Here is a 14768-nt window from a genome sequence, read left to right as displayed (position 1 = left end):
CGTCAATGTCAATCGAGGCTCGACGACGACCTGATCCGCAGCGGGAGTGCGCTGTGGCGGCGCACGAGGACGCTGGGGAGCCAACGTGTCTCGGCGTCGTCGGCGAGGGAGAACTGGTCGGTGCGCGCGAGCAGCGTGGTGGTGGCGGCGAGTGCCTCCATGCGGGCGAGCGCCGATCCGACGCAGAAGTGGACGCCCTTGCCGAACGCGAGATGGGAGCGGATGTGCGGCCGGTCGAGCACGATCTCGTCCGGCCTTTCGAACGCGGCCGGATCCCGGTTGGCCGCGCCCCACAGCAGGAGCAGGTGGCTACCCGCGGGCAGGTCGACGCCGCCGAGGGTCGTGTCGGCGACCACGTGCCGGTGATGTCCGCGGAACGGGGATTCGAGGCGCAGTGCCTCGTCGAGGAACGCGTCGACGAGCGCGGGTTCGTGCCGGAGCCGGGTCTGCACTCCGGGGTGGGTGGCCAGGAGGCGGGCGGCGTTCGCGATCAGGCCCGCGGTCGATTCGCCGCCGGCGCCGACGAGCTGGAGCAGGACGAGCGTCGCGACGTCCTCGGACAGGTCTCCGTCATTGCAGGCGTGTGCGAGGACGCCCAGTAGATCCTCCGACGGATGCGACCTCGCCCGCACGAGTTCGGCCCGCAAGTACGCGGCCAGTTCGGCCACGGAGGCGACCAGCCGGCCGAGGCGACCCGCGTCGACGATCCCGCCCAGCATCTCCGTGCTGTCGTACGCCCAGGCGAGCAGTCGGGGAACGTCCGGCTCCGGCAGCCCGATGAGATGCGCCACCATCGTCAGCGGCAGGCGGTCGGCCATCTCGGCCGCCCAGTCGATCCGCCCGTCCCGCAGCCCCTCGTCCCACAGGGTGTCGACGAGCGACTGCACGGTGGGCGTCAGCGCGCGGATGCGGCGGCCGAGCGTGGGCAGCACCAGCTTGCGGTGGTGCAGGTGCGTCGGGTCGTCGGCGGTGGCGAGCACGTGAATCGCCTGACCGCCGCCGTCCATGTCGAACGTCGTGGGCGGCCCCGACGGTTGCTGCACCAGCACGCCGGTGAGGTGCGAGGAGAAGTCGTCGGTGCGGTTCGCCGCCTCTGTCACGAGGTCCCACGTGGACACGAGGAAGAAGTCGGTGCCTTCGACGCGATGGACGGGGGAGTGCTCACGGAGAATCCGATACAGCTCGTTCGGGTCGTCGAGGTGGGTGGGATCGAAGATGTCGATTCCGTGGGTCGGCGAGTGGGCCATCGAAGACTCCTTGTCATCGAGAACTTGTTGCACATCACCACAGTTCGCGTCGGAGCCGGGTGCTGTCAAGGACTGCGAGCAAGGTGGGATTCTGCTGATCAGCACGCCGTTCTGCCGGTGTCTCAGTGCTCGATGATCCGGCTTCGTCGATCCTGATCACGGCCCTATCGGAGAGGAACACGTTATAGAATTGGCACGTATCCGTCTCATCGTGAGACAAAATGGCAAGGACGTTTCTGGAGGTGCCGTGGGCACGGAGCAGGCAGACTGGTTGACCGGAGGCAGCAGGCGGGTGCTCGCGGTCGAGAGGATTCTCGCCGCCGCTGCCGACCTCGTTCGCGAACAGGGCATCGACGGGGTGAGTGTCGACGAGGTCGCCGCCCGTGCCGGGTGTTCACGCGCCACGCTCTACCGGTACGCCGGCGGCAAGCGCACGCTCGTCGAGGCCGTGATGTCCCGCGCTGCCGACTTCGTGGCCGACCACGTCGAGCAGGCGCTGGAACCGTTCGAGGACTCGGAGCGGATCGTGGAGGCGATCCTCGCCTCGCTGGTGGCGATCCGCGGGGAGCCGACCCTGGTGCAGTGGTTCACCGGGGCGCATCCGAGGAGTACGGACGAGTACCTGGCCCGCGCACCCGAACTCGGCCGGGTGGCGATCTCGCTCACCCGCATCGCGCCCGACGAGGAGGCTGCGGGATGGATCGTGCGCGTCGTCCTGGCGCTGTTGACGTGGCCGCTGCCCGACGCGGCCGCCGAGCGGCGGACCGTCGAACGCTTCGTGGAGCCGATCTTCAGGATTCGCGCGGCGTCGTAGCCGATCGGGTGGGCTCGAGCACGAAGAGCCGGAACTCGCGTCCCCCGGACCGCCGGTGCTCCATGCGGTAGCCGGGCCAGTAGTCGACGACGAATTTCCACAGGTTCTCGCGTTCGTCGCCCGTGACCATCTGGACGCGCATCCGGGACTCCCGTGCCCCGGCCTTGACGAGCGCCTCGTCGGCGGCGCGCAGATTCGCCGACCATGCCGGGTGCTCGGGGCGACCCCAGTTGGAACCGGTGACGACGTATCCGTCGCCGTACGGAATGCACAGCAGCGCCGTCGTCCGCGGGGTGCCGCTCTTGCGTCCCGGGACCGTCACCTGCACGGACTGCAGGCCGGCGATGCCGATGAGGCTCACGCGGTTCCCGGTCCACGCGCGCAGGTGTGACTCCAGCCAGATGATCACCGGCGCCATCCGCATCACCCATTCCCGGGTGCCCAGCCACCGCGCAAGGATGCGGAGCGGGTTGCGGGGCGCGCGCGATCGGTCAGGGGGTATGGGGGCGGCGTTCATGGTGGCCATCTTCCCTCAGGTGGGCGGTTCGGGCCGATCGCGATGAGTTTTGCGCATCCCGCGGGTCTAATGGTCAGGTCCCACCGAAAAGACCTCGATTTCACGCCTTGACCCGAACAACGGTTGAGGTTGCAGGATCGGTCAGTAGCAATTCGAGCCACTCGACAGGGGAGTACAGATCATGTCCGACACCGGAGCCACGATTTCTGCAACCACAACCTCACGGATCAACCCGGCGACGCTCGAACTGAGCCGGGCCTGGGCGGTCGCCGCGACCGTCATCGGAGCGCTCGTCCCGAACCTGGTCATCTGGCTGCTCGGCCTCGCCGCCGGCGGGTCGTTCGAGATGACCGATGCGGGCACGACCAGCAGTGTCGCTCCCGGAGGCGTCGTCATCCTGACGGTGGTTCCGACGTTGATCGGGATGACGCTGGCCGCGCTCATCTCACTCAAATGGGTGGCCGTCATCCGGCCTGCGGAAGTGATCGGCGCGCTGCTGCCGCTGGCGACGATCGCGCTCACAGTTCAAGCGGACTTCGACACGGCCAGCACCATCGCACTGGCCGCCATGCACGTGGTGATCGCCGTGGTGATCGTCGTCGGCCTCGAAGCGATGCGGCGTCCGCTGGTCCGCGCGCAGGTCTAGGGGGTGCTGTTCACCGGCACGTGCGCCTCGATGGTGAGTGCGATGTGCTCGACGATCCGCTTCTGTGAGATCTTCGGGCTGCCGGTGAGCCAGCGCTGATACAGGAAGGCGATCGCCCCGAACAAGGCAATCGCGTTCAGCTGGGTGTTGACGGCGTCGCGGGGTGCGCCGTCGGCACCCAGCATTTTCAGTGCCGCGGCCATGGGGGTGGTGAACTCGGCAACGAGTTGTTCGCCGCGCTGCGCCAGTTCCGGCACGGACTGCGACTCGACGAACATGATGCGTCCCCGCCGCCGGTCCTCGGCGATGTAGCCGGTGAACGCCTTCACGACGTGGCGGACGAGTCGGCCCGGATCTTCCGGGGCCGTCTCGAGTGCCCCGAGCAGGGTGTCCCTCGCGCCCAGGACGACGTGGTCGAGGAGGGCGACGAGTAGCGCCTCCCGATTGTCGAAACTCTCGTAGAAGTAGCGCTCGGTGAGGCTCGCCCGACGGCAGGTCGCGCGCATCGTCGTGGCCGCTGTGCCCTCGGTTCCCATGATCTGGAGGCCGGCCTCGATCAGCGCCGCGCGCCTCGCCGCGCGGCGGTCGTCCGGCTCCTGGCCGCGCCATCTGCGCGGCGCTCCACGAGGGTTCTCGCTGTCGCTCATTCCGTCATCGTCTCACCGATCCCGGTGTCGATCGGGGTGCCCTCGCGCACCGACTGTTGACATCAGGTGATGTCAACAATCATCCTGAATGCACCACGTTCTACATCCAGCGGCATCAGGAGATCGCCATGACCACCACAGAGCTTCCGCCCCACCGTCGTTCGACTGCGCCTGCGCTCGGACCCGATTCGCTGACGTGGCACCGGTTCGGCGACTGGCGAACCGCGCTGCTCATCTCGTGGTCGGGCACGCTGCAGGTGATGCATCCCGTCATCGACACCGCCCTCGTGCAGCACTCGACCGTCTTCGACAACGAACTCGCCCGGCTCGCCCGTTCCGCGGGGCCGATCATCCGGGCGCTCTACGATCCGACGGGCGCGGAGGCCCAGATGATCCGCGACATGCACAAGGACATCAAGGGCACCACGGACGACGGCCGGCGGTACCACGCACTGAACCCGGGTCCGTACTTCTGGGCACACGCCACGTTCCTCGGCACCCAGTACGTGGTCGCCGAATACTTCGGTGAACCGCTCACCGCCGGCGAGAAGGAACAGTTGTATCAGGAGTCGAAGCAGTGGTACGCGCTGTACGGGGTGTCGGCCACCCACTTGCCCGAGACGTACGCCGATTTCGTGGACTACTGGAACGAGATGGTCGGCACCGTCCTGGAGAAGACCGAGACGGTGCGCAGGTCGCGGCTTCTGAGTGGACTGTCGATGCCACGCCCCGACGATCGCATCCCCGAGGTGGTGTGGCGTCTCGTCGGTCCCGCGCTCGGACGGCTGCTCGTCTGGATCGCCCGGGGAACGCTGCCTCCCGTCGCGCGCGACAAGCTCGGCTGGGAGTGGTCCGCCGCCGACGAGCGCAGGCTCCGCCGATTCGGAGGCGTCGTGCGGTTCGGTTTCCGGATCCTGCCCGAGCGGTGGCGGCTGACTCCCATCGCCCGAAGAGCGTGCGACGGAACGGCATCAGGGTTTCGGGCCGCCCGGGTCGGCTGACAGTTCCGTGACCCAGGCCGCGATCTGAGCCCGGGATGAGAATCCGAGTTTCGAGAGGACGTGCTCGACGTGACCCTGCGCGGTGCGTTGAGAGATCACGAGGCGGGCGGCGATCGCCTTGTTGGTCAGACCCTGCGCGACCAGGTCGGCGACCTGGCGTTCGCGCTTGGTCAGTGCCGCCGCCGGATCGCCGCGCCGCGGCGCTGCGGGGAGAGTTTCGCCCAGGGCATACGAGGCGGCGGCGGTGAAGCCCAGCGCCTCGCCCTCGCGGGACGCGGTCTCGAACGCGCGGGCACCGAGCGAGCGCCGCGTGACGAGCTCGCATTCCTTGTGAGATTCGGTCAAGTCGGGGATCTGAACGATGGAGGTCCCCACCCTCCGTCGAAGCATCTCGGCCGCTGCCAGCAGGACGGCGGCGCGGTGGAAATCGTTCTCGCGGGACGAGATCCAGGCGAGAATTTCGAGGCACCAGGTGGCTCCGAACGGATCGTCGACCGCGCGGGCCAGCTCGAGTCCCTTTCGGAGCAGCAGCACCGCGCGATCACGGTCGCCCTCCCGCCACATCACCAGCCCGAGGGTCAGGGACGAGCGGCCCAGGTACACCGATTCACCGTGTGATTCGGTAATCCGGATCGCCTCGTCGAGACAGCCGGTGGCGGCCTCGGCGTGCCCGAGTATCTCGTGAGCCAATCCGAGCGCATGCAGGGCCGTGACGTGTGCAAGGAGGTTGCGCTCGCCGCGTAACACCTCGAGAGCCCCGGTGAACGAGCTCACGGCGTGCTCCGGGTTGCCGCCGTGCAGTGCGTGCGCTCCGTCGGCTTGAAGCATGAGGGCGCGATCGAGTGCACTGCCCCGGGTCTCGGCAAGCACACGCCCCTCGTCGATCAGTTCGGCTGCCCGCTCCAGGTCTTCGTGCCGGCTGGCGAGGACGCTGGCCGAATGCAACGCCTTGACCCGGAGTGCGGTGTCGTGTCCTCCCTCCTGCGCCAGTGCGCGGTCGAGCCAGCGGCGTCCCTCGCGGAGCAGCCCACGCGAAACCCAGAACGGATACAGAGCGGTCGCGATCTCCAGCCCCGCCTCGGCCGAGTCGGCAGCCGTGGACAGGCCGTACTCCATCGCTTCGCGCAGGTTGGGTTGTTCACGGGCGAGCCGGGCGAGCCAGGCGACCTGCCGGGGGCCGATCCATTCGGATTCGGCCTGGAGGGCGAATTGCCGGTACCAGCTGTGATGCCGCCGCCGGAGGTCCGGGAGGGTGCCGTCCTGTTCGAGCTTCTCCCGGCCGTACTCGCGCAGCGTTTCGAGCATCCGGAATCGCACCACCGCCCCCGATCCCTCGCGGATGAGGATCGACTTGTCCACGAGCGACGCGACGAGATCGATGAGACCGGCCGGTTCGGCGTCGTACATGGTCACCTCCTCGGCGGCGTCCAGTTCGAAGCTGCCGGCGAAGACCGACAGCCGCGACCACAGCTGCTGCTCGGCGGGGAGACACAGGTCGTAGCTCCAGTCGATGCTCCACCGCAGCGTCTGCTGCCTGGTCGGTGCACTCCGGCTTCCGCGGGTCAGCAACTCGTACCGGTTGGTCAACCGCTGCAGGATCTGTTCCGGCGACATCGAGCGCAGCCTCGCCGCCGCCAATTCGATGGCCAGGGGCAGGCCGTCCAGCCGGATGCAGATCCGGGCGACGGTGGCGGCATTGTCTTCGGTGACCTCGAAGCCGGGTACCGCCGTGGCGGCCCGTTCGGCGAACAGCGTCACTGCGTCGTACCCGGGCAGACTCTTCAGCGACGGCTCCTTGTCCGAATCCGGAAGCGTCAGTGGACGAACGCGCAGGGCGGCTTCCCCCGCGACGTCCAGGGTTTCGCGACTGGTCGCGAGAATCCGCAGGCCGGGGCAGGTACGCAGCACGGTCTCCGTCAGGTCTGCCGCCGCATCCACCACCTGCTCGCAGTTGTCGAGGACCAGCAGCATGTCGCGCGGCTCCAGGAACTCCATGAGGGTCTGCAGCGGTCTCGGCGACCGCTGCCGCAATCCCAGCCCGGCCGCCACGACTTCTCCCAGCAACGATCCGTCGCGCAATTCGCCCAATTCGACCATCCGGACCCCGTCGTCGAATGCCCGCCGGATGTTGGTCGCGACGCGCAGTGCCAGTCGGGTCTTGCCGACACCGCCGATTCCGGTCAACGTGACCAGCCGTGACGCCGAGAGCAGTTTCTTGGCCTCGGCGAGCTCTTTTCGCCGGCCGACGAAGCTCGTCAAGTCCAGCGGAAGGCTCCCGTCGGTCGGCGATCCCGAGGAACCGGTGGATGATCGTCCTGTCGGCGGTCGTGCGGAGCGCTCCGGCGCTCGGTCCGCGTCGGGATCCGGGCCCAGCGCCATCGCGTCGACGGGGACACCGCGGCGAAATTGAATGTCCTGCAGCGTTTCACCCAGCATCGCCGCGGACGGGCGCTCGCGCGAGTCTCGCGACATGGCCTGTTCCAGCATGGCGGCCACGTCGGCTTCGAAACCGGACTCGCGGAGGTCCGGCGCCGGTTGCGTGGTGATCCGCAGGAACTGCGCCACCACCTGTTCACCGCTCCGGCGCTCGAATGCCGCGTGTCCGGTCAGCGCGGCGAACAGTGTCGCCCCGAGGCCGTACACGTCCGAGGACGGACTCGGGGTGTCGCCCTCGAGGACCTCCGGGGCGGTGAACGCGGGTGATCCGGTGATAGTTCCGGTTGCGGTCTGGAAACCGCCGGTGATGTGCGCGATGCCGAAGTCCGTCAGCGCCGGTTCGTCGTAGTCGGTGAGCAGGATGTTGCTGGGTTTGACGTCGCGGTGCACGATGCCGAACCGGTGCGCGGTCTCGAGTGCGCCGGCGATCTTCACTCCCAACCGCAACGCCTCGGTGACGGTGAGCGGGCCGTGCCTGCGAATCCGCGCGTCGAGGGAGTCCTGCGGATGGTAGGGCATCACCAGGAACGGACGCCCGCTCGGCGTGACGCCGACCTCGAGCACACTCACGACGTTCGGGTGCCCGGTCAGCCTGCCCATCGCCCGCTGCTCACGGAGGAACCTGGCCCGGCTCTCGTCGTCGAGGTCGCCGCTGAGAACCTTCACGGCCACGGCGCGCTCCAGAGCGGACTGAGTGCAGCGGTAGACCACGCCGAAGCCCCCACGCCCGATCTCCCGGGCATCGTCGAACCCGGCCGCGCGCAGTTCATCCGTCGCGGTGTCGGTATCGCGCTGTGTGCGGAGCGGATCGCCGTCGGTTGCCAACGCGCTATCCGCCCCTGTGCCGCCCCGGGAACCGTGGTGTCATCCGCCTACCTCTCGACGACCCTTCCCAGACTATCGCCGCCGCCCGGGCCGCGGACCGAGACGATCCGGAATTCGGTCACGCGGCCGTCGAGCAGGCGACCGGTGGCGGTCCGGGCGGCGCCGCCTAACGGCGGATCGAACCTCCGTCGACGACGAGCGTCTGCCCGGTGACGAAGGAGGAGCCGGGGGAGAGGAAGAATCGGGTCGGGCCGATGAAGTCCTCGACCGTTGCGGGTCGTTTGATCGCTCGCGTGCTGATGTTGGCCTCTTCACCTGCGGCGATCGCCGTCGAGAGTGGGGTCAGCACCAAACCGGGGGCGATCACGTTGACCGTGATGTTCCTGGCTCCGAGTTCCGCGGCGAGGCTGCGGGCAAAGCCGATCACGCCGGCCTTGGAGGCCGCGTACGCCGCTGCGCTCGCCGGGGCCTTGAAGACCGTCCCGGACGAGAACAGGACGATTCTGCCGCCGTCTGCGACCATGTCGGCGACGCCCTGGACGAAATTGAGTGTTCCGTGAAGGTTGACCAGAAGCACCCGTTCCCACTCGGACTTCGGCATCTCCATGAAGGGGCCGAATGCGCCGATGCCCGCGCAGTGGACGATGCCGTCGATCGTTGCCCGGCCGTTCTCGGTCAGGGACTTGCGAACCGTGTCGACCGCGTCGTCGGTGGTGATGTCGCCCTGGAGGTACGTCACGCCGGGGGCAGGCGTTTCCGGCAGATCCCGATCGACGACGGTGATGTCCCACTCGCCTGCCAGATCGCCCGCCAACCCGGCGCCGATTCCGGACGATCCGCCGGTGAGAACGAGCGAACCCACGGTGGACGCGGTCGCGGCATTGCCGCCCGGGGTCGGCATCAGTTCGTACCGCCGGTGCAGCTGTCGAGGAACTCGCCGATCACGGCCCACGTCTCCGTCGGATGGGTGACGTTCGGGCAGTGCCGGTAGGGCAGGACCATGGCGCGGGAATTCTGGAGTTCGGCCTGGAGGTGTTTGCTCCACCCCGCCTCGAGCAGCACGTCCTCGGAGCACTCGAGGAGCAGCACGGGGGTCTGAACACCGGCAAGTGTGGCGGGGTAGGGATCGGCTGGGCGCTCTGTCCGCAACGCCTCGGGTACCGGCAGATGCGGAGCGCTCATGCACCCGAAGTGACCGGGCGCGACGGCCCACCTGTACCGGGCGTCCACCTGTCCGGCCCTGCCGGAGAAGTCGTCGCACAGCAGGTCGACGAACGCCTCGATACCGGCAACCGAACCGTCGAAGTCGCGCAGCTTGCCCATGTCCGGCGCTTTCCAGGGGCCGCCGGTGCCACTGAGTGTGGTGACCGAGGCGATCCGGGATCGATAGTCACCGTCGGCCAGCGCCCGCAGACCCACCGATCCACCGAACGAATTTCCGACCAGGTGCACCGGACCGTCGATGCCGAGATGGTCGAGCAAGGCGAAGACGTGCCGGATCCGGAAAGCGAACGGCGAGACATCCAGGCGAACGGACTTGGCGGATCCGCCGTAACCGAGGAAGTCCGGGGCGATGACCCGGTACTTCTCTGCGGCCAGGGGCAGGACCTGCCCCCACGTCACGTCGGCGCTGCCGCCCCACGCGCCGTCGTGCAGGAACACGACGGGGACGCCGTCTTCCGGACCGCCCGTCAGGTAGCGGGTTTCGAGGTTGGCGACAACTGCCGTCGTCTCGGTGATCAAAGTAGCCTCCGGTGAAAATGAAAAATGCGGATGATGACGTCGTGCGGGTCAGTGGATGTGGTAGTCCTCGTCGTGCACCGCGCTGGTGCGCTCGAAGTACTGCCGGGCCGGGAGTGGCCACATGATGGTGGACCGCCCGGCGGCGTTCTGATACCAGCTGTGGGTCTTCGACCAGCCCCAGGTGCGCTTGGCGCTCTCCTTGGTGACCTCGTCGGTGTACTCGGTGAACACGTCCGGTCGAAGGGCCATCGAACGGTGGCCGCCCTTGGCCAGCATCTGGACCGCGCTGATGATGTACGCGGCTTGGCACTCGAGGAAGAACACCAGGTTGCCGTGGATGACGGTGTTGGTGTTCGGGCCGTACATGCAGAAGAAGTTGGGGTAGCCGGGCAGCGTGATGCCGAGGTAGGCGCTGGCGTCGATACCCCAGGTTTGGTGCAGGTCCTGTCCGCCGATGCCCGTCACCGTCATGGGGACGAGGAATTCCGAAGCCTTGAAGCCGGTTCCGAACAGGATGATGTCGGCGGGGACGTGCTCGTCACCGATCCAGACACCGTCCTTGTCGATCCGTTGCACGGCCTGGCTGACCAGGCGCACGTTGTCCCGCTTGAGGGTGGCGACCCACGTGCCGTCGTCGCAGATGATTCTCTTCGCGGCGGGCGGGTAGTCGGGCATGATCTGCTCGAGCAGATCGAGTCGGTCGCCGGCCTGTTCGGTGAGATAGTCGGTCAGCTCGACACGAAGGGCCTCGTTGGCCGCGGACACCGAGACCTCGGTCGGCGGAAAGTCCGGATCGACCGTTGCGGCCGGGAGGTTGCCGATGAGGCGGGGAAGGAAGATGGAGAAACGGTAGTAGGCGCGGTAGTGCTTCAGATTCGTGAGGAGCCGGCGCTCGCCGGGGTCGATCTCCTGCCGGAGCACCGGCGTCGACCGCAACCAGGGGGCACTCCTCTGGAAGATCGTGACGTGCTCCGCTTCCTTCGCGACCGCCGGAGCGAATTGCAGTGCGCTGGCGCCGGTCCCGATCACGACGACGCGTTTGCCGGCGAAATCGATGCTGTGGTCCCATTGTGCGGAGTGCATTACCGGGCCGGTGAAGGTGTCGAGGCCGTCGACGGCGGGGATCATCGGCCGGTTCAGTTGTCCCACAGCGCTGACGACGATCTGAGCTTCGGCTGAGCCGACGACGCCGTCGGACGTGCGGGTGTCGATCGTCCAGGTGCTGGTGCTCTCGTCCCACCGGGTCGCGGTCACTTCGGTGCCGAACGAGATGTGCTCCAGGAGGCCGTTCTTCGCCGCAAAGTTGTACAGGTACTCGTGGATGGCCTGCTGGCGGCCGAAGTGCGTGACCCAGTCGTGCGGAACGAACGAGTACGTGTAGATGTGGCTGCGGACGTCGGTCCGGCAATCCGGGTAGCTGTTCTCGTACCACGTGCCACCGACATTCGTGCTCTTCTCGAGGATCGTGAAGGGCACACCTGCTTGCTTCAGTCGAAGTCCGGCAAGGAGACCGGAGAATCCGGCGCCGATCACCACGGCACTCAGGCCGCTGTCGGGAGCGATCTCGTCGAGATTCCACTCCGGCCCGCGAGGATCGCTGTCGTCGGGTGTGAAGGCCACCGCGGCCAGAGCCTGGGCGTCCTCGATGTTCTCGTCCATCAACCAGGTGCACATCGACTCACGCAGGGAATCGTCGGGCAGTGCAGCCCAGTCCCGCTGCGAGGAGAGGTACGGTGCGAGGCGCTTCAGGCAGAAGGCTCTGATCTCCGCGTCGGTCTCGGGTGCGAGTCCACTGGCAGGCAACGTCGCCCGGTTGGGCTTCCATTCCGTACGCAGTACGCCGGCGTCACCCGTGACGTGGGCCGTCAACATCAGGAGCGCGGGCGTGAGGGCCGAATCGAGGTGTGCGCGAAGCTCATCCTCTGTCATCGCGCGATCGAGCGTGAAATCCATGTCGTCTCCGTAGCAGTATGTGGAACCAGTGTGCACGTGGGCCGAGTGGCTACCAGCAGTCGAGGCCCTCGAGGAAAGGTCGCACCGTGGCGGCGACTTCGCGGGGGTTGTCGAAGGCGGCGAGGTGTCCGCCCTCGGCGAAGCGCAGTTCGGCACCCGTGATGGACGCTGCGAGCTGTTCGATCACGGCACGAGGGGTGCTTCGGTCGTCGTCGCCGCCGACCACGAGGGTCGGGGGCGGTGAATCGGTGTGAAACGTGCCGACCTCGGTCATGGCGTCGAAATAGGCGCCGATGGTGTTGCCGCCGGCGTTCCGGAACTGTTCGCGAGCTTTCCGAACCAACGGGTCTGCCTCGTTTCGCGATGCGTCGCCGAACCAGCGATGCATGGTCATCTCCTCGGCTTGCTCGAGGCCGTTCGGTGCACGAACCTCCGCCGCGCGGGCCGAAGTTCCGCGAATGGCCTCCTCATCATAGGCGCCTCGGGTGGCCATCAGGATCTGCGCGTCGACCCGGTTCGGGAAGCTGCCCGACACCGCCTGAGCGACCATGCCTCCCAAGGAGATTCCCAACACCACCGAGCTCTCGACGTTCTCGGTGTCCCACATCGCGGCGACGTCCCCGGCAATGAGACCGAGAGTGATGGCAGATCCTCCGCGCGCAGTCATGCCGTGCCCGCGGAAATCCGGCGCGAGCAGACGGTAGTCGTCTCCGAGAGCCTCGGCCAAAGGCGCATACCAGGATCCGTCCAACGCCAGGGAGTGCAGGCACGTGATCAGGCGTGGCCCTCGGCCGAATTGCTGATAGGCGATGGTGGCGCCATCGGCGGTAGTCGCAGTCTGCAGAGTTTCAGTCATTCTGGTTTTCTTCCATCATCCGCTGTTCGGCGAGATCGACTTCGGCCCGAAGCCGGGCGGACATATCGTGGAAATAGGATTTGAAGAGATCGGAGGACCTGCGCATCTCCTGATGTCGCGGCCGCTCGAGCTCGATCTTCATGTCGACCACCATGCGGCCCGGCCTGCTGGCCATCAGGATGACGCGGTCGCTGAGCAGGATGGCCTCCTCGAGGTCGTGGGTGACGAAGATGACCGTCGGTCGCTCGGCCTCCCACAGCCGGAGGAACTCCTCCTGCTGGATTGCGCGGGTCTGGGCGTCCAACGCTGCGAACGGCTCGTCCATCAGAAGGACGCCGGGGCTCTGGACCAGGGTGCGGGCGATCGCAACGCGCTGGCGCATGCCCTGCGACAGGTGGAGAACGTCCGAGTCGGCGAACTCGTGCAGACGGACACGACGAAGCCATTCCTCGGCGCGCTCGCGTCGTTCCGCCTTGGGAACGCCCCGGACCTCCATGCCGAGTTCGACGTTGCTGCGGACCCGTCGCCACGGAAGGAGCGCATCACGCGCAAAGAGGAAGGCCGCGTCATTGCTGCCTGGCCTCACCTCCGCGCCGTCGATGCGAACGGTTCCACTGCGCGGCTTCAGGAGGTTGCCGACCATGCCGAGCGCCGTGGTCTTCCCGCAGCCCGACGGACCGACGATGCTGACGAACTCGGACGGCTCGATGCGGAGGTTGAAGTCGTCCAGCACGCGCACCGGTCGATTGCCGTGGAGGAACGCGTGGCGGACATTTTCGAACTCGACCGAGACCCCCTTGGCGGTAGTGGGCCTCGTCGGAGTTTCAGCTAGACCAGTCACAAGATTCTCACTCTCACTGTTTGACCGTAGGGATGAATCGGACACCGTCAATCCGATGATGTGTGTGCGGGGCCGACCGATCGCTGCCTCCCGTGCCGGACGATCTGCTGAATCGGCACAAAATCCGCGGTGGATCCGGACTGCATGACCCTGTGGTGAATATCACCCTATCGGCCTATGAATCGTTGAACACGTCGGCGACGGTGTCAAGGACAAGAGGCCCGCCCGGGGGCTATCGCCTTGATAGCGATTCAGTCATTGTCCACGGCCTCGAATGGCACGACGCTAACTCGAACGCACCTTGCCGGGAACGGCTCCCAGTGCGTCACAAGCTGCCCACACAGGGTGCGAATCACGAGGAGGACGTCAGGTGACCAGAGAAGCCGCCACCATCAACAAGGTGGGTCAGACCACTTTCGACTTCACGGACCAGGTCGTCATAGTGACGGGCGCTTCCGGAGGCATCGGGTCGGCGCTCGCCGACAAGTTCGCGGAAGCGGGAGCAGATCTGATCCTGCACGGGCGCAACGCCGAAACGCTCCAGGCAAGAGTCGAGAGCGTCGAAGCGCTCGGGCGAAAGGCAGCTCTCGTCGCCGGCAACATCCGCGAGCCGAAGACTGCCGAAGATCTCGTCCGGACCGCTCTCGAACAGTTCGGGAGGATCGACGTCCTGATCAACAATGCCGGCGGCAACTTCGCGTCGCGCCTCGAGGACCTGTCGGTCAATGCCTGGAACGCGACGATCGATACCAATCTCAGCGGGGCCTTCCACACGGCCCGCGCATGCCTGCCGGTCTTCGAACGTCAGGGCGGCGGAAACGTCATCAACGTCGGATCCGGATCGGCCAACCACGCACACCCGCTCCGCGGCGCCTACGCGGCAGCCAAAGCGGGGCTCGCCTCGCTGACGAAGACGATGGCCTGGGAATGGGCGGATCGTGGCATTCGAGTCAACTGCGTCGAACCCGGCGCCACTCTGACGCCGGCGTCTCGTTTCGCGTCTCCCGAAACCGAGCAGAAGTTCGGCCGCTACCTCGCACTCGGACGCGTCGGAAGGCCGGAAGAAGTCGCCGATGCGTGCCTGTACCTGTGTTCCGACGCCGCAAGCTTCATCACGGGAACCGTCCTGCAGGTCACCGGCGGCCCCCACACCTCCTCGGCCGCCGACGTCGAGCTCGTCCGAGGACCGCTCGATGCCTGACCCACACAGCTGTCCAGAAGACTCGAAGGGAAGGTCCCGGC

General features: G+C 67.0%; 13 protein-coding genes. 4 read left to right on the top strand and 9 right to left on the bottom strand.

Annotation, left to right across the window (positions count from 1 at the left end; translation table 11 throughout):
• Positions 1-8 precede the first annotated feature (8 nt).
• Entirely contained in the window at positions 9-1247 is a 1239-nt protein-coding gene (locus JWS14_RS13945) for a cytochrome P450 (protein WP_206013531.1), read from the bottom strand.
• A gap of 247 nt (positions 1248-1494) precedes the next feature.
• Here JWS14_RS13945 and JWS14_RS13940 point away from each other — a divergent pair, with 247 nt between their 5' ends.
• Positions 1495-2061, top strand: coding sequence for a TetR/AcrR family transcriptional regulator (locus JWS14_RS13940; RefSeq protein WP_095862215.1), 567 nt, complete (start codon positions 1495-1497; stop codon positions 2059-2061).
• Here JWS14_RS13940 and JWS14_RS13935 read toward each other — a convergent pair.
• The gene (locus JWS14_RS13935) at positions 2039-2578 is read right to left on the bottom strand and encodes a nitroreductase family deazaflavin-dependent oxidoreductase (protein WP_373560143.1); all 540 of its coding nucleotides are present in this window, start codon (positions 2576-2578) and stop codon (positions 2039-2041) included. The genes JWS14_RS13940 and JWS14_RS13935 overlap by 23 nt on opposite strands.
• 181 nt (positions 2579-2759) lie before the next feature.
• Here JWS14_RS13935 and JWS14_RS13930 point away from each other — a divergent pair, with 181 nt between their 5' ends.
• A complete protein-coding gene (locus tag JWS14_RS13930) occupies positions 2760-3224 on the top strand; it encodes a DUF6069 family protein (protein ID WP_095862217.1) in 465 nt (154 codons plus the stop codon).
• Here JWS14_RS13930 and JWS14_RS13925 read toward each other — a convergent pair.
• Positions 3221-3871, bottom strand: coding sequence for a TetR/AcrR family transcriptional regulator (locus tag JWS14_RS13925; protein WP_206013530.1), 651 nt, complete (start codon positions 3869-3871; stop codon positions 3221-3223). The genes JWS14_RS13930 and JWS14_RS13925 overlap by 4 nt on opposite strands.
• A gap of 128 nt (positions 3872-3999) precedes the next feature.
• Between JWS14_RS13925 and JWS14_RS13920 the strand changes: the two genes are divergently transcribed.
• Complete coding sequence (locus tag JWS14_RS13920) at positions 4000-4872, top strand: oxygenase MpaB family protein (protein WP_206013529.1); 873 nt, start codon at positions 4000-4002, stop codon at positions 4870-4872.
• Here JWS14_RS13920 and JWS14_RS13915 read toward each other — a convergent pair.
• The 6 genes from JWS14_RS13915 to JWS14_RS13890 all read right to left on the bottom strand — a co-directional run bounded on the left by JWS14_RS13915 (position 4843) and on the right by JWS14_RS13890 (position 13424).
• Positions 4843-8133 carry a protein kinase domain-containing protein gene (locus tag JWS14_RS13915; RefSeq protein ID WP_206013528.1) on the bottom strand — a complete coding sequence of 1097 codons (3291 nt, stop codon included), beginning with the start codon at positions 8131-8133 and terminating at the stop codon, positions 4843-4845. The genes JWS14_RS13920 and JWS14_RS13915 overlap by 30 nt on opposite strands.
• Positions 8134-8299: 166 nt before the next feature.
• Positions 8300-9034, bottom strand: a complete 735-nt coding sequence (locus JWS14_RS13910; protein ID WP_206013527.1) for an SDR family NAD(P)-dependent oxidoreductase — start codon at positions 9032-9034, stop codon at positions 8300-8302.
• Positions 9034-9876 carry an alpha/beta fold hydrolase gene (locus tag JWS14_RS13905; RefSeq protein WP_206013526.1) on the bottom strand — a complete coding sequence of 281 codons (843 nt, stop codon included), beginning with the start codon at positions 9874-9876 and terminating at the stop codon, positions 9034-9036. Before JWS14_RS13905 ends, JWS14_RS13910 begins: the two co-directional genes overlap by 1 nt.
• A gap of 48 nt (positions 9877-9924) precedes the next feature.
• Positions 9925-11829, bottom strand: coding sequence for a flavin-containing monooxygenase (locus JWS14_RS13900; RefSeq protein ID WP_206013525.1), 1905 nt, complete (start codon positions 11827-11829; stop codon positions 9925-9927).
• Between the two features lie 49 nt (positions 11830-11878).
• Entirely contained in the window at positions 11879-12685 is an 807-nt protein-coding gene (locus JWS14_RS13895; RefSeq protein ID WP_072937211.1) for an alpha/beta fold hydrolase, read from the bottom strand.
• Positions 12678-13424 carry an ABC transporter ATP-binding protein gene (locus tag JWS14_RS13890; protein WP_167372201.1) on the bottom strand — a complete coding sequence of 249 codons (747 nt, stop codon included), beginning with the start codon at positions 13422-13424 and terminating at the stop codon, positions 12678-12680. The genes JWS14_RS13895 and JWS14_RS13890 overlap by 8 nt, the downstream gene beginning before the upstream one ends.
• 472 nt (positions 13425-13896) lie before the next feature.
• Here JWS14_RS13890 and JWS14_RS13885 point away from each other — a divergent pair, with 472 nt between their 5' ends.
• Positions 13897-14727, top strand: coding sequence for an SDR family NAD(P)-dependent oxidoreductase (locus tag JWS14_RS13885; protein WP_167372202.1), 831 nt, complete (start codon positions 13897-13899; stop codon positions 14725-14727).
• The last annotated feature ends 41 nt before the right edge of the window (positions 14728-14768 follow it).

Origin of the sequence: Rhodococcus koreensis (assembly GCF_017068375.1) — a bacterium.
Lineage (GTDB): Bacteria > Actinomycetota > Actinomycetes > Mycobacteriales > Mycobacteriaceae > Rhodococcus_F > Rhodococcus_F koreensis.
Note: the sequence above shows the minus strand (reverse complement) of the source record. Positions and strands in the feature narration are given on the sequence as shown.

What these genes read in the sequence shown, in the direction of transcription:
- JWS14_RS13945 (WP_206013531.1), bottom strand. Translation starts at nt 1,247, where the DNA reads ATGGCCCACTCGCCGACCCACGGAATCGACATCTTCGATCCCACCCAC.
- JWS14_RS13935 (WP_373560143.1), bottom strand. Translation starts at nt 2,578, where the DNA reads ATGAACGCCGCCCCCATACCCCCTGACCGATCGCGCGCGCCCCGCAAC.
- JWS14_RS13930 (WP_095862217.1), top strand. Translation starts at nt 2,760, where the DNA reads ATGTCCGACACCGGAGCCACGATTTCTGCAACCACAACCTCACGGATC.
- JWS14_RS13925 (WP_206013530.1), bottom strand. Translation starts at nt 3,871, where the DNA reads ATGAGCGACAGCGAGAACCCTCGTGGAGCGCCGCGCAGATGGCGCGGC.
- JWS14_RS13920 (WP_206013529.1), top strand. Translation starts at nt 4,000, where the DNA reads ATGACCACCACAGAGCTTCCGCCCCACCGTCGTTCGACTGCGCCTGCG.
- JWS14_RS13910 (WP_206013527.1), bottom strand. Translation starts at nt 9,034, where the DNA reads ATGCCGACCCCGGGCGGCAATGCCGCGACCGCGTCCACCGTGGGTTCG.
- JWS14_RS13900 (WP_206013525.1), bottom strand. Translation starts at nt 11,829, where the DNA reads ATGGATTTCACGCTCGATCGCGCGATGACAGAGGATGAGCTTCGCGCA.
- JWS14_RS13895 (WP_072937211.1), bottom strand. Translation starts at nt 12,685, where the DNA reads ATGACTGAAACTCTGCAGACTGCGACTACCGCCGATGGCGCCACCATC.